21 protein-coding genes are annotated in these 24,191 nt (G+C 65.5%); 7 read left to right on the top strand and 14 right to left on the bottom strand.

The features are described 5' to 3' along the window. Position 1: 1 nt before the first annotated feature. Positions 2-1,207: an acetyl-CoA C-acetyltransferase gene (locus RS899_RS06385; protein WP_315809387.1), complete on the bottom strand. Its 1,206-nt coding sequence runs from the start codon at positions 1,205-1,207 to the stop codon at positions 2-4. A 688-nt stretch (positions 1,208-1,895) separates the two neighbouring features. On the opposite strand from RS899_RS06385, the gene RS899_RS06380 reads away from it, so the two are divergent. Further along, positions 1,896-2,699, top strand: a complete 804-nt coding sequence (locus tag RS899_RS06380; protein ID WP_315809386.1) for a cytochrome c — start codon at positions 1,896-1,898, stop codon at positions 2,697-2,699. A gap of 248 nt (positions 2,700-2,947) precedes the next feature. On the opposite strand, the gene RS899_RS06375 is transcribed toward RS899_RS06380, so the two are convergent. The 4 genes from RS899_RS06375 to RS899_RS06360 form a co-directional block, all read right to left on the bottom strand. Next, positions 2,948-3,682: a proteasome-type protease gene (locus RS899_RS06375; RefSeq protein ID WP_233300134.1), complete on the bottom strand. Its 735-nt coding sequence runs from the start codon at positions 3,680-3,682 to the stop codon at positions 2,948-2,950. Positions 3,683-3,761: 79 nt separating this feature from the next. After that, positions 3,762-4,571: a transglutaminase family protein gene (locus RS899_RS06370; protein WP_233300135.1), complete on the bottom strand. Its 810-nt coding sequence runs from the start codon at positions 4,569-4,571 to the stop codon at positions 3,762-3,764. Further along, the gene (locus RS899_RS06365; RefSeq protein ID WP_315809385.1) at positions 4,568-5,518 is read right to left on the bottom strand and encodes an alpha-E domain-containing protein; all 951 of its coding nucleotides are present in this window, start codon (positions 5,516-5,518) and stop codon (positions 4,568-4,570) included. Before RS899_RS06365 ends, RS899_RS06370 begins: the two co-directional genes overlap by 4 nt. Positions 5,519-5,520: 2 nt before the next feature. Then, positions 5,521-6,933 carry a circularly permuted type 2 ATP-grasp protein gene (locus RS899_RS06360; protein ID WP_315809384.1) on the bottom strand — a complete coding sequence of 471 codons (1,413 nt, stop codon included), beginning with the start codon at positions 6,931-6,933 and terminating at the stop codon, positions 5,521-5,523. A gap of 351 nt (positions 6,934-7,284) precedes the next feature. Here RS899_RS06360 and ydcS point away from each other — a divergent pair, with 351 nt between their 5' ends. The 5 genes from ydcS to RS899_RS06335 all read left to right on the top strand — a co-directional run bounded on the left by ydcS (position 7,285) and on the right by RS899_RS06335 (position 12,930). Next, on the top strand, positions 7,285-8,457 hold the full coding sequence (gene ydcS, locus RS899_RS06355) for a putative ABC transporter substrate-binding protein YdcS (protein ID WP_156356599.1): 1,173 nt from the start codon (positions 7,285-7,287) through the stop codon (positions 8,455-8,457). Positions 8,458-8,623: 166 nt separating this feature from the next. Further along, positions 8,624-9,643 carry an ABC transporter ATP-binding protein gene (locus RS899_RS06350; protein WP_054908473.1) on the top strand — a complete coding sequence of 340 codons (1,020 nt, stop codon included), beginning with the start codon at positions 8,624-8,626 and terminating at the stop codon, positions 9,641-9,643. Then, on the top strand, positions 9,640-10,542 hold the full coding sequence (locus tag RS899_RS06345) for an ABC transporter permease (RefSeq protein ID WP_315809383.1): 903 nt from the start codon (positions 9,640-9,642) through the stop codon (positions 10,540-10,542). Before RS899_RS06350 ends, RS899_RS06345 begins: the two co-directional genes overlap by 4 nt. Further along, the gene (locus tag RS899_RS06340; RefSeq protein ID WP_315809382.1) at positions 10,532-11,353 is read left to right on the top strand and encodes an ABC transporter permease; all 822 of its coding nucleotides are present in this window, start codon (positions 10,532-10,534) and stop codon (positions 11,351-11,353) included. Before RS899_RS06345 ends, RS899_RS06340 begins: the two co-directional genes overlap by 11 nt. Positions 11,354-11,505: 152 nt before the next feature. Continuing rightward, positions 11,506-12,930, top strand: coding sequence for a gamma-aminobutyraldehyde dehydrogenase (locus RS899_RS06335; RefSeq protein ID WP_054908470.1), 1,425 nt, complete (start codon positions 11,506-11,508; stop codon positions 12,928-12,930). 160 nt (positions 12,931-13,090) lie between these two features. Here RS899_RS06335 and RS899_RS06330 read toward each other — a convergent pair whose 3' ends face one another. From RS899_RS06330 to RS899_RS06305, 6 genes are all read right to left on the bottom strand, one after another. Next, a complete protein-coding gene (locus RS899_RS06330; RefSeq protein WP_315809381.1) occupies positions 13,091-13,795 on the bottom strand; it encodes a type 1 glutamine amidotransferase in 705 nt (234 codons plus the stop codon). A gap of 187 nt (positions 13,796-13,982) precedes the next feature. Beyond that, positions 13,983-14,321 (bottom strand): ribonuclease E inhibitor RraB, encoded by a 339-nt coding sequence (locus RS899_RS06325; protein WP_024765445.1) that lies wholly within the window; start codon positions 14,319-14,321, stop codon positions 13,983-13,985. A gap of 277 nt (positions 14,322-14,598) precedes the next feature. Beyond that, entirely contained in the window at positions 14,599-15,282 is a 684-nt protein-coding gene (locus RS899_RS06320; RefSeq protein WP_315809380.1) for a VIT1/CCC1 transporter family protein, read from the bottom strand. A gap of 33 nt (positions 15,283-15,315) precedes the next feature. Then, complete coding sequence (locus tag RS899_RS06315; RefSeq protein ID WP_315809379.1) at positions 15,316-16,077, bottom strand: SDR family oxidoreductase; 762 nt, start codon at positions 16,075-16,077, stop codon at positions 15,316-15,318. Continuing rightward, a complete protein-coding gene (locus RS899_RS06310) occupies positions 16,074-17,021 on the bottom strand; it encodes an alpha/beta hydrolase (RefSeq protein WP_315809378.1) in 948 nt (315 codons plus the stop codon). The genes RS899_RS06315 and RS899_RS06310 overlap by 4 nt, the downstream gene beginning before the upstream one ends. Then, positions 17,005-18,480 (bottom strand): NAD(P)/FAD-dependent oxidoreductase, encoded by a 1,476-nt coding sequence (locus RS899_RS06305; RefSeq protein ID WP_315809377.1) that lies wholly within the window; start codon positions 18,478-18,480, stop codon positions 17,005-17,007. The genes RS899_RS06310 and RS899_RS06305 overlap by 17 nt, the downstream gene beginning before the upstream one ends. A 156-nt stretch (positions 18,481-18,636) precedes the next feature. On the opposite strand from RS899_RS06305, the gene RS899_RS06300 reads away from it, so the two are divergent. Beyond that, positions 18,637-19,653: an AraC family transcriptional regulator gene (locus RS899_RS06300; protein WP_315809376.1), complete on the top strand. Its 1,017-nt coding sequence runs from the start codon at positions 18,637-18,639 to the stop codon at positions 19,651-19,653. A gap of 140 nt (positions 19,654-19,793) precedes the next feature. Here RS899_RS06300 and RS899_RS06295 read toward each other — a convergent pair whose 3' ends face one another. From RS899_RS06295 to speE, 3 genes are all read right to left on the bottom strand, one after another. After that, a complete protein-coding gene (locus RS899_RS06295) occupies positions 19,794-20,579 on the bottom strand; it encodes a sulfite exporter TauE/SafE family protein (RefSeq protein WP_233300143.1) in 786 nt (261 codons plus the stop codon). Positions 20,580-20,797: 218 nt separating this feature from the next. Beyond that, positions 20,798-22,873, bottom strand: coding sequence for an LTA synthase family protein (locus RS899_RS06290; RefSeq protein ID WP_170860185.1), 2,076 nt, complete (start codon positions 22,871-22,873; stop codon positions 20,798-20,800). Between the two features lie 324 nt (positions 22,874-23,197). Further along, positions 23,198-24,058 carry a polyamine aminopropyltransferase gene (speE, locus tag RS899_RS06285; protein WP_315809375.1) on the bottom strand — a complete coding sequence of 287 codons (861 nt, stop codon included), beginning with the start codon at positions 24,056-24,058 and terminating at the stop codon, positions 23,198-23,200. Between the last annotated feature and the right edge of the window lie 133 nt (positions 24,059-24,191).

The following is a 24,191-nucleotide window of genomic DNA, read 5'->3' as shown; positions in this document are numbered from 1 at the left end:
CTCAAACCCTTTCAATAATCGTCGCGATGCCCATGCCGCCGCCCACGCAGAGGGTGGCCAGGCCGTAGCGCAGGTTGCGCCGCTCCAGTTCGTCCAGCAGGGTGCCGAGGATCATGCAGCCGGTGGCGCCCAGCGGGTGGCCCATGGCGATGGAGCCGCCGTTGACGTTGACCTTGCTCTCCGGCACGCCCATGTCCTTCATGAACTTCATCACCACCGAGGCGAAGGCTTCGTTCACCTCATAGAGGTCGATGTCCTCGGCCTTCAGTCCGGCCTTGGCCAGCGCCTTGCGGGTGGCCGGCGCAGGGCCGGTGAGCATGATGGTCGGGTCGGTGCTGGTCACCGCGGTGGCGACGATGCGGCCACGGGCCTTCAGGCCCAGCTCGCGGCCCTTGGCTTCGGAGCCGATGAGCATGGCGGTGGCGCCGTCGACGATGCCGGAGCTGTTGCCCGGCGTATGCACGTGTTCGATGCGCTCGACGAAGCTGTACTTGCGCAGTGCGCTGGCGTCGAAGCCCATCTGCCCCATCATTTCGAAGCTGGGCTTGAGCGCGCCGAGGCCTTCGAGGGTGGAGTCGGCGCGGATGAACTCGTCATGGTCGAGCAAGACGATGCCGTTCTGGTCGGTGACCGGCACCAGGGATTTGGCGAACAGCCCTTCGGCGCGGGCCTTGGCAGCCTTCTGCTGGGAACGCAGGGCAAAGTCGTCGACGTCAGCTCGGCTGAAGCCTTCCAGGGTGGCGATCAGGTCGGCGCCGATGCCCTGGGGGACGAAGCTGGTGTGCAGGTTGGTCTCCGGGTCCAGCGCCCAGGCGCCGCCATCGGAGCCCATGGGCACGCGGGACATGGATTCCACGCCGCCGACCACCACCAGGTCCTCGAAGCCCGAGCGCACTTTCATGGCGCCCAGGTTGACCGCTTCCAGGCCCGAGGCGCAGAAGCGGTTGATCTGCACACCGGCGATCTGCTCGTCCCAGTCGGCCACCAGCGCGGCGGTCTTGGCGATGTCCGAGCCCTGGTCGCCCACCGGGGTCACGCAGCCCAGGACGATGTCGTCGACCTGGGCGGTATCCAGCTGGTTGCGCTGCTGCAGCGCGCGCAGTACACCGGCCATCAGGTTGACCGGCTTGACGCTATGCAGCGCGCCGTCCTTCTTGCCTTTGCCGCGGGGAGTACGCACCGCGTCGTAAATGAATGCTTCGGTCATGGCGTTCTCTCTTAGAGTTGTCGTCACGCAGGCGTGGCGTGTCGGCCTACCTTAGCGGCGTATCGGCACGGAGCAATGACCGCAGCGCTCAGCGAAATTGACCGCCACGCTCAGCGACCGACCGGAGGCGATGAGGCCGAAGGCTCTGGAAAGGGGCTGCCGGCGGCAGCGGACGAGCGGTCGAAAAGCTGAACGGCTTTGTCACGTGCCAGTCATATAGAGGGAATATGCCTGAAGCTGCATCACTTGCTGCAAGATGGTCTAAGCCCGCGCGGCACTAGGCTTAGACTCCGTTATGCAGTGAATGAAAAGCGTGCAGATGATGCGAAAAGTGCCGTTGCCGGGTTTTGCCGGCTCGGCTCGAGAAACCAGAAGCCAAGGCATGCGCGCCACTATCAACAGGCAGTGGGTGGCCGTGCCAAGAACAAGAAAGGCGGAAGGAGATCATGGACAAACAATCGAGAAAATGGCGTCAGGCAAGCCTGATCGTCTTCGCAACCACCGTTGTTCTGATCATTCCCAATCTGAGTCGTCTGGTCGGCTAGGGCCAACACCCGGCTTCCCCGCCGCTGCGTACCGCGTGCCGCCATCCGCGAGCCACGGTCAACGCAGCGCGGGAGCCACCTACCTCCTGCTGCGCCCACTCCTCTGCTAATGTTCCGCGGCCCACTCCGCCACGGATGCGACCATGCGCCCACTGCTGCTGACGCTGCTCCTGCTCTGCCCCACCGCTTTCGCCGCGACGCTCACCCTGGAACTGCCCGATGGCGAGCACAGCCTGACCAGTGAGCAATTGCTGGCCGATCCCCAGGCGCAGGACATCGAGATTCCCGCCGACGTTTCCTACAACCGCAGCATGCATTACCGCGCGGTGCCACTGGCCGCGCTGCTCAAAGGCGTGAAGCCCGGTGATCACCTGCAGGCAGTGGCGCTCGATGGATTTGCCGCCGAGCTGCCAGCCGCGCCGCTACTGGAGAGCAAAGGCTCGCGCGCCTGGCTGGCCATCGAGGAAGCCGACAAGCCCTGGCCGAAACTCGGCGACGGCAAGCCGTCCGCCGGGCCGTTCTATCTTGTGTGGAGCGATCCCAAGGCCGCCGGCATCGGCCCGGAGCAGTGGCCGTTCCAGGTTGCCAGCATCCGTTACCTGAAGCCGCTGGCCGAACGCTTCCCGGCGCTGCTGCCGGCGAAGAACGCACCGAAGCCAGTGCAGGAAGGTTTCGCCCAGTTCCAGAAGAACTGCCTGGCCTGCCATCGCCTGAACGGTGCCGGGGATTCGCAGTTCGGTCCGGACCTGAATATCCCGCACAACCCGACCGAATACTTCGCCGCGGGCTATCTCAAGCAGTACATCCGCGACCCGCAGAGCCTGCGGCACTGGCCGGAGGCACGGATGAAAGGGTTTGCGGCGGATGTGATCAGCGACAGGGAGCTGGATGAGATCGTCGCTTACCTGAAGCACATGGCGGGGCGCAAGGTGAAGGTTGGCGGCTAGAAGCCGGGGCTCTCTGTAGGGCGCATAACGCGCCAGCGTTATCCGCCATATCGATATCGGCGGATAACCTGTTCCAGGTTATCCGCCCTACCGTACTGAATCGTCTGGCGGGACGGAAGGTTAACGCCTGCGGCTGATCGGCAAGGCCTGCGTAGCGGCTGTTCGCGAGCAAGCTCGCTCCTACACCCCTGCACCGATGCATCCCTGTAGGAGCGAGCTTGCTCGCGAACCCGCCCCGCAGCGAAGCGTCAGTGCCAATAATCCCCCGGCGGCGCCGGCAGCTCGCCGAGCAACTGGCGCAACCCCGCGCCCCACTGCCCGCGAATTCCCTCGAAATACGCATCGCCTTCCTGGATGCGGTACCCCGCCGGTACCTCCAGGCTGCCTTCGCGGTACACCAGCAGGTCCAGCGGCATGCCCACCGAGAGGTTGCTGCGGATGGTCGAATCGAAGCTGATCAGCGCGCAGCGCAGCGCCTGTTCCAGCGGCGTGGCGTAACTCATGGCGCGGTCGATGATCGGCTTGCCGTACTTGCTTTCACCGATCTGGAAGTAAGGCGTGTCGCGGCAGGACTCGATGAAGTTGCCCTGCGGGTAGACATTGAACAGGCGCGGCACCTCGGTGCCGATCTGCCCACCCACGAGGAACGAACTGCCCAGGTCGACGCCCTGGTTCTGCCCGATGTTCTCGTCGTGGTCGACCACCTCGCGCAGCGTCGACCCCACCAGCCGGGCCGCTTCGAAGAGGTTGCCGACGTTCCCCAGGTTCGGTTCTTCGCTGCCCATGCGCTGCCGCAGCACGCTGATCACCGACTGCGAGGTGGCCAGGTTGCCGGCGCTCTGCACCACGATCAGGCGCTCGCCGGGCGTGCCGAAGATGTGCAGCTTGCGGAACACGGCGATGTTGTCGACGCCGGCGTTGGTGCGCGAATCGGAAACGAAGACCAGGCCCTGGGCGAGGTTCATGGCGACGCAATAGGTCATGACGTTCTCATGGCAGGTTCAGGGAGCGGGAGGGCTGGCACCGATCTTAAGCCGGTGCCCGGCCTTTCGCCACGCCTGCTCATTGCTGCATCTGCTGGGCCTGCTGCAGGTGCCCCGGCGCCACGGTGACGCGGGCATGCATCTGCTCACCGCCGCCGCCCCGACGCATGCCGCGCACCGGGCAGGCGTCGAGGTAGTCCAGGCCCACCGCCAGTTTCAGGTGGCGTTCGGGGCGGTCCAGCACGTTGGTCACGTCGAAGCTGTACCAGGCGTCGTCCAGCCAGGCTTCGGCCCAGGCGTGGCTGGCGAGGTGTTCTTCGCTGTCGGTGTAGAGGTAGCCGGAAACGTAGCGCGCCGGCACGCTCAGGTAGCGCAGGCAGGCGAGGAAGGCGTGGGCGTGGTCCTGGCAGACGCCCTGCCCGGCCGCAAAGGCTTCGGCGGCGGTGCTATCCACCTGGGTCGAACCGGGCACATAGGCGATGCGCTCGTTTAGCGCCTGCATCAGGCGAATCATCGCCTTGCGGTCGCGGCGCTCGGCGCACTGGGCGCGGGCAAACTCCTGCAGCGCGCCGTCGGCCAGGGTCAGGCGAGTGCTGCGCAGGAACGGCAGCGGCGACAGGTGATCGTGCTCGCACTCGTTCTCCACGTCGATTTCGACGTTGCCATGGGCGGCGATGGCAATGGCCTCGTGGGGCTCGTCGAGGGTCAGCACATGGAGGATGTTGCCGTAGGCATCGCGCTGCGGGTGCGCCGGACGCGGCAGGTGCAGTTGCCAGTCCAGGACGTGCTGGCGTTCGCTCTCCTGGGGGGTCAGGCGCAGGTACTGGATGCTCGCGCGCACCTGGTCTTCGTAGCGGTAGGTGGTGTCGTGGCGGATGGAGAGTTTCATGCGGCCTCCAGGTACGAGCTGTGAATGGCGTTGGCGAGCTGGCGCACCAGCCCGATGTGGTCGGTGATCCAGGTGTGCAGGCCGGTGCCCAGCACCTCGTCGATGCCGGTGTAGCGCACCCGCGCTTCCAGTTCGGCGGCCATGCGCTGCGCCGGGCGGCCGTTGGCGCCGGGCAGGCTGGCGAGGATCTGGCGCAGCTCCTCGGCACAGGCCAGCAGCGAGCGCGGGACGTCCTCGCGCAGCAGCAGGAGTTCGGCGATGTTCCGTGCGTTCAGCGCATCGCGATAAAGCTCGGTGTAGCCCTCGAAGGCCGAGAGCGCGCGTAGCAATGCCGTCCACTGGTAGTAACCACGGGCGGAACCTTCCGCCGGGCCGGCGCTGTGTTCGCCCAGCACCTGATGACGCGCATCGAGCAGGCGCAGGGTGTTGTCGGCGCGCTCGATGTAGGTGCCTAGGCGAATGAAGTGGAAGGCGTCGTTGCGCATGCTGGTGCCGAAGGTGGCGCCGCGGAACAGGTGCGAGCGGTCCTTCACCCATTCGCAGAAGTGGCTGATGCCGTAGCGCAGTAAGCCCTGGTGGGCGATGTCGCGCATCTCCAGCCAGGTGGCGTTGATGTTTTCCCACATGTCGGTGGTGATGCGCCCGCGCACTGCATGCGCTCCGGCACGGGCGGCGCCGAAGCAGGAATAGATGCTGGTGGGGTTCTGGGCATCCAGGGCGAAGAAGTTCAGCAGGCGCTCGGCGTGCAGCTCGCCGTGACGGGCGAGATAGGCGTCGAGATTGCCGGTGATCAGCATCGGCATGGCCAGTTCTTCCAGGCCATCGCCGCGGCCATCCTGGGGCATCAGCGACAACGAGTAGGACACGTCGAGCATGCGCGCGAGGTTCTCGGCGCGCTCCAGGTAACGCGACATCCAGTACAGGTCGGAAGCGGTTCTACTCAGCATGGTCAGTCCCCTACCACCCAGGTGTCCTTGGTACCGCCACCTTGTGACGAGTTGACGACCAGCGAGCCTTCGCGCAGCGCCACGCGGGTCAGCCCGCCGGGCACCAAACGCACGTTGTCCGGCGCGGACAGCACGAAAGGCCGCAGGTCGATGTGGCGCGGGGCGATGCCGTTCTCGACGAAGGTCGGGCAGGTAGACAGGCTCAACGTCGGCTGCGCGATGTAGGCCTCCGGCCGCGCCATCAGCCGCGCGCGGAAAGCTTCGATTTCCCCCGTGGTAGCCGCCGGGCCGACCAGCATGCCGTAGCCGCCGGAGCCCTGGGCTTCCTTCACCACCAGTTCGGGCAGGTGCGCCAGCACGTGGGACAGGTCCTGCGGGCGGCGACACTGCCAGGTCGGCACGTTGTGCAGGATCGGCTCCTGGTCGAGGTAGAAGCGGATCATCTCCGGCACGTAGGGGTAGACCGACTTGTCGTCGGCCACGCCGGTGCCGATGGCGTTGGCCAGGACCACGTTGCCGGCGCGATAGGCGGCCAGCAGGCCGGGCACGCCGAGCATGGAGTCGGGATTGAAGGCCAGCGGGTCGAGGAAGTCGTCGTCGATACGCCGGTAGATCACGTCCACCTGCTGTGGGCCGGCGGTGGTGCGCATGTAGACGCGCTCGTCGCGGACGAACAGGTCGGCGCCCTCCACCAGTTCCACGCCCATCTCGCGGGCAAGGAACGCGTGCTCGAAATAAGCGCTGTTGAAGCGTCCCGGCGTCAGCACCACCACGCTGGGGTTATCCAGCGGGCTGGAGTTGCGCAGGGTGTCCAGCAGCAGGTTCGGGTAGTGGTCGATGGGAGCGATGCGCTGGGCGGAGAACAGCTCGGGGAACAGCCGCATCATCATCTTGCGGTTCTCCAGCATGTAGGAGACGCCGCTGGGAGTGCGCAGGTTGTCCTCGAGCACGTAGTAGGCACCGTTGCCGTCGCGTACCAGGTCGATGCCGGCGATGTGCGCATAGACATTGCCGGGCACGTCCAGGCCCTGCATCGCCAGCTGGTACTGGTCGTTGGCCAGCACCTGTTCGGGCGGGATCAGGCCTTCCTTGAGGATGCGCTGGTCGTGGTAGAGGTCGGCAAGGAACAGGTTGAGCGCCTGTACACGCTGGATGCAGCCGGCCTCGATGATCTTCCATTCGCTGGCGGGAATGCTCCGCGGGATGGTGTCGAAGGGAATCAGGCGCTCGGTGCCCTGGTCGTCGCCGTAGAGGGTGAAGGTGATGCCCGCGCGATAGAACAGCAGGTCGGCTTCGCGGCGGCGCTGTTGCAGATGCTCGCCGGGCATGTCCGCCAGCCAGCGGGCGAACTCCGTGTAGTGCGGTCGGCAGGCGCCAGCGGCGTCATGCATTTCGTCATAGAACACCCGAGCCATCTTCTACTCCTTGTTGCCGCTCGTCCTCGGCTACGAAGGCCATCGCAAGGCCCGTGCCAGAGGTCGATTTCCTGTTGGTTCAATGACTTGCAAAGTCTGCCCGGACGCCACGCACCCGCTTGGTGCGCTTTTGCCGGCCGGCCACCCCGGCTCGCCCCGTTTGGGGCCGCAAGCGCCATGCGGCGGGCCTTTGCGGGGTGCCGGAGGCTTTCTTGTCAGCCTTCGGGGCCGGAACTACGCTGCAAGAGCGTGCCCATTCGCTATGGACATGCAGCGGTCAACGGAGGTGCCATTTTTCTGCGCGCTGGTTCCGCAGTGGCTCCCACAACGAAGAACAACAGGAGTCCGTCCATGTCATCCGTGCAATTGTCCTTAGTGAAAGCCGCGGCACTGGCCTTTGCCGGCGTCAGCCTGCTCTCCAGCGCCTCGCTGCAGGCGGCAGAAGCACTCAAGCAGCTCGGCAACCCCGAAGGCGCGCTGGATATCATTGCCTGGCCCGGCTACATCGAGCGCGGCGAGAGCGACAAGAACTACGACTGGGTCAGCCAATTCGAGAAGGACAGCGGCTGCAAGGTCAACGTGAAGACCGCCGCCACTTCCGATGAAATGGTCAGCCTGATGGCCAAGGGTGGCTACGACCTCGTCACCGCGTCCGGCGATGCCTCGCTGCGGCTGGTCTACGGCAAGCGCGTGCAGCCGATCAACATCGCCCTGGTGCCCAACTGGAAGAACGTCGACAAGCGCCTGCAGGACGCGCCCTGGCACACGGTGGACGGCAAGCACTACGGCACGCCGTACCAGTGGGGCCCGAACGTGCTGATGTACAACACCAAGGTCTTCCCCAAGGCGCCGGACAGCTGGAGCGTGGTGTTCACCGAGCAGAAGCTGCCCGACGGCAAGAGCAACAAGGGCCGCGTGCAGGCCTATGACGGGCCGATCTACATCGCCGATGCGGCGCTCTACCTGAAGACCACCCAGCCCGCGCTGGGCATCCAGGACCCGTACGAACTCAACGAGGAACAGTACGCCGCCGCCCTCAAGCTGCTGCGCGAACAGCAGAAGCTGATCCACCGCTACTGGCACGACGCAACGGTGCAGATGAGCGACTTCAAGAACGAAGGCGTGGCCGCTTCCGGTTCCTGGCCCTACCAGGTGAATGCGCTGCAGGGCGAGAAGCAACCGATCTCCTCGACCATCCCCACCGAGGGCGTCACCGGTTGGGCCGACACCACCATGATGCACGTGGACGCCAAGCACCCGGTGTGCGCCTACAAGTGGCTGAACTGGTCGCTGGAACCCAAGGTGCAGGGTGACGTCGCCGCCTGGTTCGGCTCGGTGCCCGCCTCGCCCGACGGCTGCACCGGCAGCCAGTTGCTGGGCGCCCAGGGATGCGCCACCAACGGCTACGACCAGTTCGACCGCATCGCCTTCTGGAAAACCCCGCAGGCCAAGTGCGCGCAGGGGCAGTGCGTGCCGTACAGCCGCTGGACGCAGGACTACATTGCGATCATGGGTGGGAGGTGACCCCTCGGTACTGACTGCTTTTCTGTAGGAGCGAGCTTGCTCGCGAACAGCCCCGCTGCGGAGTCCGGTTCGCGAGCAAGCTCGCTCCTACGAAGAGCAACCTCCTCAACAGGTTCTATGCGCTACCTTTTCTGATGCAGCCCCCGCCACGCAGGTAGCCCGCAGCATGACCACAGCCGTCCAGTTCACCGACGTGAGCCGTCACTATGGCGAGGTGCGCGCCGTCGACCGCGTGTCCATCGAGATCCGCGATGGCGAGTTCTTTTCCATGCTCGGCCCGTCCGGCTCCGGCAAGACCACCTGCCTGCGACTGATCGCCGGCTTCGAGCAGCCCACCTCCGGCTCCATCCGCATCCACGGCAACGAAGCCGCTGGCCTGCCGCCCTACGAGCGCGACGTCAACACGGTGTTCCAGGACTACGCACTGTTCCCGCACATGAACGTGCTGGATAACGTCGCCTACGGCCTGAAGGTAAAGGGCGTGGCGAAGACCGAACGCTACCACCGCGCCGAGGAAGCCCTGGGGATGGTCGCCCTCGCCGGCTACGGCAAGCGCAAGCCGGCGCAGCTGTCCGGCGGCCAGCGCCAGCGCGTGGCGCTCGCCCGCGCCCTGGTGAATCGCCCGCGTGTGCTGCTGCTGGACGAACCCCTCGGCGCACTGGACCTGAAGCTGCGCGAGCAGATGCAGGTGGAGTTGAAGAAACTGCAACGCCAGCTGGGCATCACCTTCATCTTCGTCACCCACGACCAGAGCGAAGCGCTGTCCATGTCCGACCGAGTGGCCGTGTTCAACAAGGGCCGCATCGAACAGGTCGATACTCCGGGCAACCTCTACCGTCGCCCTGCTACGCGCTTCGTCGCCGAGTTCGTCGGTACCGCCAACGTGCTGCGCGGCGATCTCGCCCAACGCCTGCTCGGCGAATCCCGCCCACATTCATTGCGCCCGGAACACGTGCGCTTCGGCCGCGCCGGTGAGGGCGAGCTGGAAGTCAGCGGTACCTTGTTCGACGTGCAGTACATGGGCGCCAGCAGCCGCTACGAGATCGAACTGGATAACGGTGTGCGCCTGGTCGCCGCGCTGCCCAACGGCGAGCGCGAGGAACAGCGCCCGAAACCCGGCGACGCAGTGACCGCCTCCTGGGCACGCAGCGCGCTGGTGCCGCTGCTGGAAGAACCGCCGTCATGAGGGCGATCTCCACCTTTCTCTACCGGCGCAGCACACTCTACCTGCTGATGCTGCTGATCCCGCCGCTGCTGTGGTTCGGCGTCATCTACATCGGCTCGCTGTTCGCCCTGCTCTGGCAGAGCTTCTACACCTTCGACGACTTCACCATGGCGGTGACGCCGGACCTGACGTTGGCCAACTACCAGGCACTGTTCAACCCGGCCAACTACGACATCGTCCTGCGCACGCTGGGCATGGCCATCGCCGTGTCCATCGCCAGCGCCATCCTCGCCTTCCCCATCGCCTACTACATGGCGCGCTATGCCGGGCCGAAGGAAAAAGCCTTCTTCTACATCGCCGTGATGCTGCCGATGTGGGCCAGCTACATCGTCAAGGCCTACGCCTGGACGGTGATCCTGGCCAAGGGCGGCATCCTCTACTGGGTGATCGAGCACCTGCACCTGCTCGGCCTGCTGGACTTGCTGCTGGAGGTTCCCGGCGTGGGCGGCAACACCCTGTCCACGTCACACATCGGGCGCTTCTGGGTGTTCACCTACATCTGGCTGCCGTTCATGATCCTGCCGATCCAGGCCGCCCTGGAGCGCCTGCCGCCCACGCTGCTGCAAGCCTCGGCCGACCTCGGCGCGCACCCGCGGCAGACGTTCTTCCAGGTCATCCTGCCGCTGGCCTTCCCCGGCGTGGTGGCCGGGTCGATCTTTACCTTCAGCCTGACGCTGGGCGACTTCATCATCCCGCAACTGGTGGGCCCCAGCGGGCTGTTCATCGGCACCATGGTCTACGTGCAACAGGGAGCGGTGGGCAACATGCCGCTGGCGGCAGCCTTCACCCTGGTGCCCATCGTGCTGATCGCCGTGTATCTCTCCATCGCCAAGCGGCTGGGGGCCTTCGATGCGCTCTGATGCACCTTCCACCGACCGCCCCTCCTGGTTCCTGCGCCTGGCGGCCTGGGGTGGGCTGGTGTTCCTGCACTTCCCGATCCTGGTGATCCTGCTCTACGCCTTCAACACCGAGGAGTCGGCCTACAGCTTCCCGCTGCAGGGCTTCACCCTGAAGTGGTTCAGCATCGCCTTCGGGCGCGGCGACGTACTCGACGCCATCTGGCTGTCGGTGAAGATCGCCTGCGTCGCCACGCTGATCGCCATGGTCCTGGGCACGCTGGCGGCCGGTGCGCTGTACCGCCGCGACTTCTTCGGCAAGGAAGGCATCTCGCTGATGCTGATCCTGCCCATCGCCCTGCCCGGCATCATCACCGGTATCGCCCTGCTCTCGGCGTTCAAGACCCTGGGGATCGACCCCGGCTTCCTGACCATCGTCATCGGCCACGCCACCTTCTGCGTGGTGATCGTCTACAACAACGTGATCGCGCGCTTCCGCCGCACCTCCTTCAGCCTGATCGAGGCGAGCATGGACCTGGGCGCCGACGGCTGGCAGACCTTCCGCTACATCATCCTGCCGAACATCGCCACGGCGCTGCTGGCGGGCGGCATGCTGGCCTTCGCGCTGTCGTTCGACGAGATCATCGTCACCACCTTCACCGCCGGCCATGAGCGCACTCTGCCGCTGTGGCTGCTCAACCAGCTGACCCGCCCGCGCGATGTGCCGATCACCAACGTGGTGGCCATGCTGGTGATGCTCACCACCATGCTGCCGATCCTCGGCGCGTACTACCTGACGCGCGGGACCAGTGATGTGGCGGGGAGCGGGAAATGACTCTGGCGTTTTGCGAAACGCCCTCTCCCCAGCCCTCTCCCTGAAGGGAGAGGGAGCATCCGTGCAGCGGGATACCACTGTGCAGAGGACAGCCCCCTCTCCCTCCGGGAGAGGGCTGGGGTGAGGGGAAACCCATTGAAGGAGGAGCCCCCATGCAAACCAAACTCCTGATCAACGGCCAGTTCGTTGCCGGCGAAGGCGCGAAGCTGGACGTCCTCAACCCCTCCACCGGCGAGGTGATCGGCCAGATCGCCGAAGCCAGCGAAGCCCAGGTGGATACCGCCGTGCGCGCCGCCAACGCCGCCTTCGACGGCTGGTCGCAGACCGCACCGAAGGACCGCGCCATGCTCCTGCTGCGCCTGGCCGACCGCATCGAGGAACACGCCGAGGAGCTGGCCCGCCTGGAATCGGACAACTGCGGCAAGCCCTACGCCGCCGCGCTGAATGACGAGATCCCGGCCATCGCCGACGTGTTCCGCTTCTTCGCCGGCGCCTGCCGCGTGCTGCCCGGCTCCGCCGCCGGCGAGTACCTGCCCGGCTTCACCTCGATGATCCGTCGCGACCCGGTGGGCGTGGTCGCCTCCATCGCACCGTGGAACTACCCGCTGATGATGGCCGCCTGGAAGCTCGGCCCGGCGCTGGCCGCGGGCAACTGCGTAGTGCTCAAACCCTCGGAACAGACGCCACTGACCGCCCTGCGCGTCGCCGAGTTCATCGCCGAGCTGTTCCCCGCCGGCGTGGTCAACCTGGTGTTCGGCCGTGGCCCGAGCGTGGGCGCACCGCTGGTCAGCCACGACCTGGTGCGCATGGTCTCGCTGACCGGCTCGGTGGGCACCGGCAAGGCGATCATCAAGAGTGCCGCCGACAGCGTGAAACGCCTGCACATGGAGCTGGGTGGCAAGGCCCCGGTGATCGTCTTCGACGACGCCGACCTGGAAGATGTGATCGCCGGCATCCGCACCTTCGGCTTCTACAACGCCGGACAGGATTGCACGGCCGCCTGCCGCATCTATGCCGGCAAGAAGGTCTACGACAACTTCGTCGCCGATCTGGCCAGCGCGGTATCCAGCCTGAAGACCGGCCTGCAGAACGACCCGAATACCGAACTCGGCCCGTTGATCACCGCGGCCCAGCGCGACCGCGTCTCCGGCTTCGTCGAACGGGCCAAGGCCAGCCCGCACATCCAGATCGCCACCGGCGGCAAGATGGTCAGCGGCAAGGGGTTCTTCTACGAACCCACGGTGGTAGCCAACGCCCAGCAGGACGACGAGATCGTCCGCCGTGAGGTGTTCGGCCCGGTGGTGTCGGTGACGCCGTTCAGCGATGCGGACGAGGCCGTGCGCTGGGCGAATGACTCCGACTACGGCCTCGCCTCGTCGGTGTGGACCAAGGATGTGGGCCGCGCCTCACGAGTCGCAGCACGCCTGCAGTACGGCTGCACCTGGGTGAACACGCATTTCATGCTGTGCAGCGAAATGCCCCACGGCGGCTTCAAGCAGTCCGGCTATGGCAAGGATTTGTCGATGTACGGCCTGGAGGACTACACAGTGGCACGGCACATCATGTTCAAGCATTGAGTCGCACACGCATGCAGACACTGTAAGAGCGAGCTTGCTCGCGAACCCCAGCCCCGCAGCGGGGGGTGTTCGCGAGCAAGCCCGCTCCTACGAAAAGCCGGCTCCTGCGTAGGAGCGGACTCCGTCCGCGATGTCCCACTGCCGCACCAAGATCGCCGGATCAGATCAACCCGGCCAGCTTCAACCAATGAAGGTAGAACCCTTCCGCCACCTGGTTCATCGCCGCCACTCGCTGCGGCAGACCGTCGAGCATCACCTCGGCGCTTTCCTGGCTCGGCTGACTGGGATCGAGGTATTCCGGGAAGCCGTTGACCCAATCGCTGACCAGTTCCTCGGTCATTTCCGGGTGGCCCTGCAGGCCGAGGATGCGATCGCCATAACTGAAGCCCTGGTTCTCGCACCATGGGCTGGACAGCAGGCGCGTGGCGCCTTCGGGGATGTCGAAGGTATCGCCGTGCCACTGGTAGATCGGGAATTCGTCGGGCAAGTGCGCCAGCCACGGGCTCTGGCCTTCCTGGCGGCGCATCGGCTGCCAGCCCAGTTCGGTGTACGGCAGGCGATGGATGTCCGCGCCCAGCGCCTTGGCCAGCAACTGGCCGCCCAGGCAGTGGCCGATCATCGGTACGTCGCGCTCGATGAAGCGGCGGATTGCCGCGATCTCGTCGCGCAGCCATGGCAGGTCGTCGTTCACGCTCATCGGCCCGCCCATGATGGCGACGGCCCTGGGCCGCTCCAGGTCGTAGCCTTGCAGCTCGCCCAGGTCGGCACGGCGGACGTCGAACGGCAATTGCAGACGGTCGAGCAGCACGCCCAGATGGCCGGGGGGGCAGAAATCGACGTGGGTCAGGATCAGGATATCGGTCATGGTCACCTCCGCGCGGCAGTCTGCCGCATCGGTGGCGCCGGGGGAACCGGGCGTGTCCGCAAGGTCCTTCTTGCATCGCCGCCTTTGCCGACGTGAAGAAGCGCGCCGTCACTGCTAGCGACGGCGCGCTGTCTGGTTTCGCGGGTAGAAGATCGGCCGCCATGAAAGGCGGCTCAACGACGTGCTACTAGCGCAGGGAAGTGACCTCCTGGGTCACGCCCCATCCATCGAGAATACCGCCCAGTGGCACCACGACCTCCTCAAGATCGTGTTCGAAATCACCGATGGCGGCGTGGGTGGCGAACATCACCTTGCTGATCTGCAGGCTCCAGCCGCCGTCATCGCGGGCCTCGACCTGGGTTCTCAGCGATTCGCCGCGAAACTGCCGGGCAGCTTTGCGGGCGTTCTGTTCATCGGAAAAGATGGCGAAAAAGTCGATGGGATGAATGCGTGCGAAATCGAAGCCACCTTCCTTCATCCGGCGCAACACGTTGACGCTGATATCCTCCGAGAGGGGCTTTTCCATGGTACGCACCTCCTGTCGAGACGTTCAGAGTGTATTCCCCGCCAACGAACGCGGCCTTGGCGGTCGCGTTCCGGGCACTTCAGTGTGCCGCCAGGAAACGTCAAATGCCGCAACGTCCCCCGAAATGGTGGCCAACTCCGCCGAACGCGCCGAGCGGCGCAACGGAAATATACCGGCCACATTCCTCAGCGTAGCGTCTCGGCGCCCGACCTGCCGCTACTTTGACGCTTTGCTCCGCTCGGCGGCGACAGGCGGCGGATGGCGCAACCCCGCGGCACTAGCCGCCCAGCGCGATGCACAGGCCCGTCATGGCAACGCCAAGGGCCGTGAAGCCCAGCGCACCCGGCCAGGGGGAGTCGCCAGACCAGCGGCTGAGCAGCCAGCCCAGGCCAAACAGCATGACCACACCGATGCCCTGGGCAATGCGCAGTGCCATCAGCTCGTCCGGCACCAGCCACAGCGGCAGGATCAACGGCAGGGTGATGCCGCTAACCAGCAGCACGATCAGCAACGCCGCCAGCCAGACAGCGGCGCCGCCACCGCGCGGCTGACCGATACCCAGTTCCGAGGCCATCAGCCGCTGGCGCAGGCTCCAGACCTCATCCGGATGGAGCACTGCCACCAGCCTGGGCGGCAGGAACTCGTCGAGCCCTTCACGAAAGTCGGCGTCGCTCGAAACACCCCGCAAAGCGCGCAACCGCCCGTGCTGGTGCACCCGCTCCACCCGCAGGCGCACCAGCAGCATCAGGGCATCCACCACGCCCCAGGCGATGTTGCAGCCCAACGCGGCGACGATCAGGTCCTGTCGGCTCGCACCGCCACTGGCAGCAGAAATCACCGAGATGATGGTCAGGGTCATGATCACCCCGTAGGTCATCTCGCTGATCCGGTCGAACGGTGTGGTGATGTCCTGCAGCACTCGCTGCCAGACAGAGGGCTGGGGTTCGGGGATTCGCTGCATGGGACGGCCTCCTTCGCCGCCCCTGCAGTCTACTCAGGCACGGCTGAGCCAGGCCATCACCCAGCGGTTGATCGCCGGGGGCGACAGCTGACCGGACCAGTACATGGCGCGGAACATCGCGCCAATGGGCCGATGCACGCCGCCACTCCGGGCCTGGCGCCAGGCGGCCCGAGCGATGTCTTCGGCGACCAGGGTGACGCCCAGGCGGCGCAATACCGAGGGCTCGAAGGTCTGGCTGGCGACCATCGGCGTGCGCACGAAAGGCGGCATCAGGTCGGCGACGCGGATGCCGAGCTCGCGCCACTCCAGCTCCAGCGCCTCGGTCAGCCCACGGATGGCAAATTTCGAGGCCGAATAACTGGCCATCTGCGGCACGCCATAAAGCCCGGAAGCCGAGCCCATGTTCAGCACCTGCGCACCCGGCGTGCGCTTGAGGTATGGCAGCGCGGCATAGCAACAGTTGAGTACGCCCTGCACGTTGATGGCGATGATGCGGTTGTGCTCGGCGAGGCTGATGTCCTCGAAACGCCCGAAGCGCAGGATGCCCGCGCAGTTGAACAGCAGGCGCAGGTGGCCGCCATTGGCTTCTGCGAACGCGTTCACCGCCGCCGTTACAGCCTCGGCATCGGTTACGTCCAACGCCCTTTGCCAGGCACCGCCCAGTTCGGCGGCGAGGTTCTCCAGCGGCTCGGGATTGAGATCGATCAGACCGACGCGCCAGCCGTTACGGTGGAAGAGCTTCGCGGTGGCCGCGCCGATGCCCGAGGCGGCACCGCTGATCAGGATGGACTTCATCGGCGCGCTCCCTGCAGATGGCCGGCGAGATAGTTGGCAACGTCCTGCAGCGCCCGGTCGGCCACGTCCAGCAGGCCGGCGTGGGCCTGGAACACGTGCCAGCAGCCGGGGAAGCGTTGCAGGCTCACGCTCACGCCGTGACGCCGCGCGGCGTCGGCGAAGCGCAGGCTGTCGTTGCGCAGCACTTCATCCTCGCCGACCTGGATCAGCAGCGGCGGCAAGCCGGTGAGATCGGCATGCAGCGGCGACAGTTGTGCGTCCGCGCGCGGCACGCCCGGCGGGCAGAACATCTCCATGGCGCTGTCCATCCAGGCGCGGGTGATCAGCGGATCGCCGGCCGCTGGCGCGTGCAGATGCTCGGCGGAGAGATCGGTCACCGGCGAGAAGGTCACCAGCGCGCCTGGCACCGGCAGCCCCTGGGCCATCGCTTCCAGCGCCAGTTGCAGGGTCAGGTGGCCCCCCGCGGAATCCCCGGCGACGGCGATGGCGGATGCCGGGATGTCTTTGTCCAGCAAGGCGCGGTAGGCCGCCACCGCGTCGTCGCGCTGGGCCGGGAAGCGGTGCTCCGGCGCCAGGCGGTAATCGATCACCCACACCTCGGCCTGGCAGCGCCGCGCCAGGTTGGCGGTGATCGCCCGGTGGGTCGCCGGCGAGCCAACCAGATAGGCCCCGCCATGCAGGTAGAGGATCACCCTGCCCTCGCCGCCCCCATCGGGACGCCAGACCTCGGCCGGGACACCGCCCAGCGTCGTCTGCTGACGATGCACGCCGCGAGGCGTCAGGGTTGCGGCCGTCAGCCCGCGCAGCAATGCACGTTGAGCCTTCACCGGCAGCTGCGGGCCCATCAACCCGCGGAACAGCAGGTTGAGCGTGCCACGCAGGGTGGCGGTCAGGAGTTTCTGGCGGGTCGACAGCGGTACTACGGGCTCAACGGATGCAGTCATAGTCGGCGAACTCCGGCTGGCGGGTCTGTTGGCGGTAACGGAAGGTGAAGCCCGGCCAGTTGACGGGGTTGCGGCCGCTTTCGGTCTTGTACCAGCTGCTGCAACCGCGCTCCCAGATGGTGTGCTGCAGGTCGTGCTGCAACTGGCGATTGAAGCCCTGCTGTACCTGCGGTTTGAGGTCCAGGTACTTCAGGCCCTCGCGCTGGATGCGCTGCAGGCAGCCGAGCACGTAGGGGAACTGGCTCTCCAGCATGTAGATGATGGAGTTGTGCCCCAGGTTGGTGTTCGGTCCGTAGAGGATGAAGAAGTTGGGGAAACCGCTGACGCTGATGCCCTTGTACGCCTCGGCGCCGTCGCTCCAGGCCTGGTTCAGCTCGCGCCCGGCAAGGCCGGTGATGCGCATCGGCGCGAGGAACTCGGTGGCGGCGAAGCCGGTGCCGTAGATGATGGTGTCCACCGGATGCCGCACACCGTCACGGGTGACGATGGCGTCCTCAGTGACTTCACGGATGCCCGTATCGACCAGCTTCACGTTGCTACGCGCCAGCGCCGGGTAGTAGTCGTTGCTGATCAGGATGCGCTTGCAGCCCATGGGGTAATCCGGCTGCAGCCGCGCGCGCAGCTGCGGGTCGGCAATGCTCTTGCGCATGTGCAGGTGAAAGCTGATCCGCATGAATTTCATCATCGGCGGGAACACCGTGAAGGCCAGCGCCCGCGCCTCGTGCTGCACGTACTTCAGCCCACGATCCAGACGCTGCAGCCAGGGTAGGCGCGACTTGATGCGGCGCTCCCAGTCGGCGTAGGGGCGATCCGGCTTGGGAATCACGTAGGCGGCGCTGCGCTGGAACAGCAGCAACTCGGCGACTTTCGGCGCGATCTGCGGGACGAACTGGATGGCGCTGGCGCCGGTCCCGACCACGGCCACGCGCTTGCCGTCCAATGGCGTGCCATGGTCCCACTGCGCGGAATGGAAGGCCTTGCCCTGGAAGCGCTCGATCCCCGGCAGCTTCGGGATCAACGGGCGGCTCAGTTGGCCCAGGGCGCAGACCAGCGATTGCGCGCGCAGTTCTTCGCCATCGGCGCAGGTAACGCGCCACTCGCCGGCAGCCTCGTCGAAGTTTGCCTCGCGCACCTCGCAGTTGAAGCGGATGCGTTCGCGCAGGCGGTATTTATCGGCGCAGTGCCGCGCGTATTCGAGGATTTCCGCCTGGGGCGCGAACTTGCGCGACCAGTCGGCCTTGGGTTCGAAGGAGAAGGAATACAGGTGCGAAGGCACGTCGCAGGCAGCGCCCGGATAGACGTTCTCGCGCCAGCAGCCACCCACGTCGGCGGCCTTTTCGAGGATCAGGAAGTCGTCGATCCCGGCCTTTTGCAGGCGGATCGCCAACCCCAGGCCGGCGAAGCCGGCACCGATGATCAGCACGCGCGGGGCGGCCGATCGACGGGATGATGTTGTCATTGTTGTGCTCCCGGTTCTGATGTCCGCACAGCGGCGGATGACAACATCCTAGTGCGACTTCCCGCCACGGGTTATGGCATAGTCGGACAGAAAATTGTGACTTTCGGTCAGAGAAATTTCTTTCCGCTCAACGATCCTTCACTGGAAGAGAACGTGATGCCAGCCACCCCGCCCTGGTCGCCCCGACGCAGCGCCATCAGCGTGCAGCTCATGACCCAGTTCGCCCTCGACCACGGCATGACCCTGGAGCAATGCCTGGACGGCACCGGCCTGGACATCGGCGTGCTCGCCGACCCCGGCGCGGAGGTCGAAGCGACCCAGGAACTGGCGCTGGTGCGCAACATCAATCGGCACATCGGCCAGCGCCCCGGCATCGGGCTCAAGGCCGGCCTGCGCTACCACCTCAACACCTACGGCATCTGGGGCTTCGCGATGCTCAGCAGCTCGACCTTCCTGAGTGCCGCGCACCTGGGCCTGCGTTACCTCGACCTGACCTATGCCTTCCACCGCATGACATTGGAGGAACACGACGGCGAAGCGCACCTGGTGCTGGACGACACGTCCGTGCCGGACGACCTGCGCGGTTTCCTCATCGACCGCGACGGCGGCGGCGTGCTGCGTATCCAGCGCGATCTCACCAACCAGACGCCGCCGATCCGCCAGGCACTGTTCCGCCGCGAGGCGCCAGCCGACCTGCAGCCCTATATCGATGAACTGGGGGTAAAACCGCTGTTCGGCCAGACGGAAAACCGCATCGTCTTCGACAGCCGCATCCTCGAAATGCCGCTGCCGGGCGCCAACCCGGAAGTGGCACGGAGCTGCGAGGAGCAATGCCGCGCCCTGCTTGCCCGGCGCCAGGTACGCACCGGGCTTTCCGGGCAGATTCGCGACCGCCTGCTGGGCACACCGGGACAGCTGCCGGACATGGAGCAATTGGCGGATGAGCTGCACATGACCTCGCGCACGCTGCGGCGCCGGCTGGAAGGCGAAGGCAGCAGCTATCGTGCGCTGCTCGACGAGGTGCGCCAGGCGCTGGCCGAGGAATTGCTGGCCACGGGCGCGATTCGTCTGGAGGAAATTGCCGAGCGGCTCGGCTATGGCGAGGTGTCGAACTTCATCCACGCCTTCCGCCGCTGGAAAGGCGTGACACCGGGGCGTTTCCGCCGCCGTTAGAAAACCTGTTGACGATCTTGCGAGCTAGAGCCGTAGTAGGCGGAAACGCCCGAAGAATGGAGTTTACGTTCTGTAAATGAGCATCTGAGGGCGCTTTCCAACGCCCTACGACCGACGCGCAGCAGATCGTGGACAGCTTTTTAGAAGACCAGCTTGTAGCCGATCATTGCCAGCATGATCGCCAGGCACGGACGCAGCACGCCGTCCGGAATACGCCCGGCCAGGTGGCTGCCGACGTAGATGCCCGGCAACGAGCCGATCAGCAGGTAGCCCAGCAGGCCCCAGTCCATGTTGCCCATGCTGGCGTGGCCGAGGCCGGCGACCAGGGTCAGGGGTACGGCGTGGGCGATCTCGGTGCCCACCAGACGGCGGGTGGCGAGGAAGGGATAGAGGATGAACAGCGCCACCGTACCCAGGGCACCGGCGCCAATGGACGTCAGCGCAACCATGCCGCCGAGGATGGCGCCGGTGATCACGGTCAGGGTATTCAGCCGGGGGCCGCTGAAGTGGAAGCTGTCGCCGGCGTGACGCTGGGCGAAGGCCAGTACCTGCTTCTTGAACAGCACGGCCAGCGCAGTGAGCAGCAGCACGACGCCCAGGGCGTTCTTGATCACGGCGTTCATGGCCGCGGTGTCGGTGTGCAGGCTGTGCAGGAACAGCAACGTCAACGCGGCAGCCGGGACGCTGCCCAGGGCCAGCCAGCCGGTGATGCGCCAGTCGATGTTGTCGTTCTTGCGGTGAACCAGGACGCCGCCGGACTTGGTGATGGCGGCATAGAGCAGGTCGGTGCCTACCGCGGCGGCAGGGTTGATACCGAACCAGAGCAGGATGGGCGTCATCAGCGAACCGCCGCCGACACCGGTCATCCCAACGATAAAGCCTACGACAAGACCCGCGACTACAAACCCGATATTGCCGAAATCCATCTACGCGTCCTGACTGGCGAAACTGATCACCTCGTGGTGTGGCCGGGAGGATACTGACTTTTCTTATAATCCATTAGACCGATGTGGTCTTACTTTATAACTGTCTTTTGCTGAAATCTGGACGGGCCGCACCTGCGCGATGTCATCTGGAATGGCGCTCCTGGCGCAGCGGCAGGCAAGAAAAAGGGGCCCGAAGGCCCCTTTCACCGGATCATCGATCACTTCACGTCAGGCTTGCCGTCGACCACACCGGTCTTGTTATCCAGCAGGGCCTGGGTGGCGGTCTGAATGAAGGACTCCAGGCGGGTCTTCATCTGCGACTGCTCGGGGGTGTTTTCGATGCGGGTGACACCGAAGTCCTTGCCCAGCTTGTAATCGTAGACGCGGATGTCGCCTTCCTTGGGTTTGATCAGGATGCGATTACCGTATACCAGCGCCACATCCTGGCCACTGCCCGATGGCTTGATCATGCCGAAGCCCTTGTCACCCTCGGGCAGGTTCAGCAGGTCGCGGCCCCAGCACTGGTGGCGCGCTTCGCCGCCCAGGCGACCCATGATGGTCGGCACGATGTCGATCTGGGTGCCGACGGTGTCGCGAGTGGCGCCGAACTTCTCCTGGATGCCGGGCGCGATGACCAGCAGCGGCACGTTGAAGCGGAACAGGTCCATCTCGGTCAGTTGCTCGGGGGTACCGAAGCCGTGGTCGCCGACGATCACGAAGATGGTGTCCTTGTAGTACGGCGACTTCTTGGCCTTCTCGAAGAACTGGCCGAGCGACCAGTCGGAGTAGCGCATCGCGGTCAGGTGCTCGTCCAGGCTGCCGTAACCGGTCACCGGCTGTACCGGCAGGTCCTTGGGCAGCGCGTAGGGCACATGGTTGGACAGGGTCTGCAGCAGCGCATAGAACGGCTTGCCGGTGGCTTCCAGCTTGTCCAGTTCCTCGTTGCCGCGAGCGAACATGTCCTGGTCGGAGACGCCCCAGGTCGGGTCGGAGAACACCGGGTTGACGAAGTCATTGCGGCCGATGAACGAGGTCATGCCCTGGTTGGCGAAGAAGCCGGACTGGTTGTCCCAGGCGAAATCGCCGTTGTAGACGTAGACGTCCTCGAACTTGCGCGCCGACAGCAACTGCGGCAGGCCGGAGAACTTGTGGCCGCCCTCGGGCGTCTGCATCAGGTACTCGAAGCCCGGCAGGTTGGGGAAGCACGCCATGGTGGCGAACATGCCCTGGTGGGTGTGGGTGCCGTTGGAGAAGTACTGGGTGAACAGCAGCCCTTCCTTCGCCAGCTTGTCGAAGTTCGGCGTGATCTCACCCGGAGCGCCCAGGGCACCAACATAGTGGCCGGCGAAGCTTTCCATCAGGATCACCACGACATTCTTCACCGGCAGGGTGCCATCGGCTGGCGGCGTGTAGTCGCGGCGAACCGGCGCGTCATCGGCATCCACCAACTTGTCGTCCGGCATCACCAGCATCTGACGCACCGTGGCCAAGGCCTGGTCCTGCGGCAGGGTCGACTTCCAGATATTGTCGCGGTCTTCGGAGAAGCGGCTCTCGGCGGCCTTGATCAGGCTCAGGGTGCCGTTCAGGCCGAGCTGGTTGGCAAACTGCGAGTCCGTGGTGAACGCATCGCCCCAGCGCAGCGGCGGGCCCTGGCGCAAGGTGCCGCGGGCGGCGACGACGCACAGCAGGACCATGACCAGGAACACGGCGGTACGGATGTACCAGGCGGCCGCCGACGGGCCGCTGGCGGCCGGACGGGTGGCGCGGTCAATACCCTTGAAGAGCAGGTACAGCAGCCAGGTGGCAAAAGCCCAGGCCAGCAGGTAGCGGACCACCGGATAGCCGTACCAGATCATGCTCATGACCGTTTTCGGGTCTTCGGACATGTACTGGAACACCAGGCTGTTCAGGCGCTGGTGGAACTCACGGTAGAAGTCCATCTCCAGCACCCCGAGGAACAGGGTGATGCTCGCGGCGACGGTCAGCCAGGCCTTCCACAGCCAGCGCCAGCCCATGGCGCGCACACTGACGATGGCGAACACCAGCGGAGCAACGATGTAGACCACGGCGCGAATGTCGAAGCGCATGCCGGTGAGGAATGCTTCGACAAAGGTAGAGGCCGGCGTGCTACCGATCAGCTCGCGGTTATAGATCAACAGCGCCAGGCGCAGCAGGGAGTACATCACCATCAGCGTAACGACGCTGAGCGCGGTGAACGCCAGATGGCTGGACACGGTCGGCCGCGTGAGGCTCGCACCGGTCTGGCGATTGGTCAGGACTTCTGATTGGCCCATTTCTTGGTTCCGTAATGAACGTGTGGGTTCGAAGGTGCTTCGCCTGGGCCGGGCAGAACCGTGGCCCACGCAAGCACGAAAGGCTGCGGCATTACACCGCAAAAGCAGCGGCGGCGCATTCTATTCGGCGCCGCTTAATCGGACATTAAGCGCGGCAGGGTAATCGTTTCGCGATGATACGAAGCGATCCCGAGGACCTCCGACCGCCTGGCGGCGGGCAGAGTGCCCGAAACAGTGTGAAGAAAATGTCACCACTGGCGGCACCGACAGGCACCACGGGAAGCCTGCGCCGCAGGGAGACGACGGCGAAGCCCTGATCGGGTGTCAATCGTTGGCAGGCTTGCCGATGGCCTGCAGCACATACTGCGGCAGGGCAAAAGCGCCCTGGTGGATCGCCGGGTTGTAGTAGCGGGTCTGGATGCCGCTGGCGGCGAAGCGCCGGGCCAGGGTCGCCGTGTCGACATGGCGCAGGGCCGGGTTGGTCGAACCCCAGGCGAAGGTCATCGAACCGCCGATGTAGGTCGGTACCGCCGCCTGGTAGAAGTGCCAGTCGGCGAACAGGCCGTTCATGCGGCCGGCGGTATTGCGCACGGTGTCCAGCTGCATGAAGGGTGTGCCGTTCTGGGTCACCAGCACGCCGCCGTCGTTCAGACAGCGATGGCAGGCCTGGTAGAAGTTCTCCGAGAACAGCACTTCGCCGGGGCCGATGGGGTCGGTGGAGTCGGAGATGATCACGTCGAACTTCTCCGTGGTGGTGGCGACGAAGCGCATGCCGTCGTCGATCACCAGGTTGAGCCGCGCGTCGTCGAAGGCGCCCTGGGAATGGTTGGGCAGGAACTCCTTGCACATGTCGACCACGGTGCCGTCGATCTCGACCATGGTGATGTGCTCGACGCTGGCGTGCTTGGACACCTCGCGCAACATGCCGCCGTCGCCGCCACCGATGATCAGCACGCGCTTGGCGTTGCCATGGGCGAGGATCGGCACGTGGGTGAGCATCTCGTGGTAGATGAACTCGTCGGCCTCGGTGGTCTGGATCACGCCGTCCAGCGCCATCACCCGGCCCATACGGGCATTCTCGAAGATCACCAGGTGCTGGTGCTCGGTGCGCACCTCGTGGAGCATCCTGTCGACGCTGAAACGCTGGCCATAGCCGTCGTAGAGGGTTTCCTGGTAATCGTGCATGAGTGCGCTCCCGTCGGGACAAGACAATAGGAGGGGACGGCGGGCCGCCCCGAAAGAGGCGCGCATTCTACGTGCCCATCGATGACAGGTCGAACCCCGCCGTCGGCGCCAGCCTTCCAGGGGAATTTGAAAG

The organism is Pseudomonas sp. C9-3, from assembly GCF_032392015.1.
Lineage (GTDB): Bacteria > Pseudomonadota > Gammaproteobacteria > Pseudomonadales > Pseudomonadaceae > Pseudomonas > Pseudomonas nitroreducens.
Note: the sequence above shows the minus strand (reverse complement) of the source record. Positions and strands in the feature narration are given on the sequence as shown.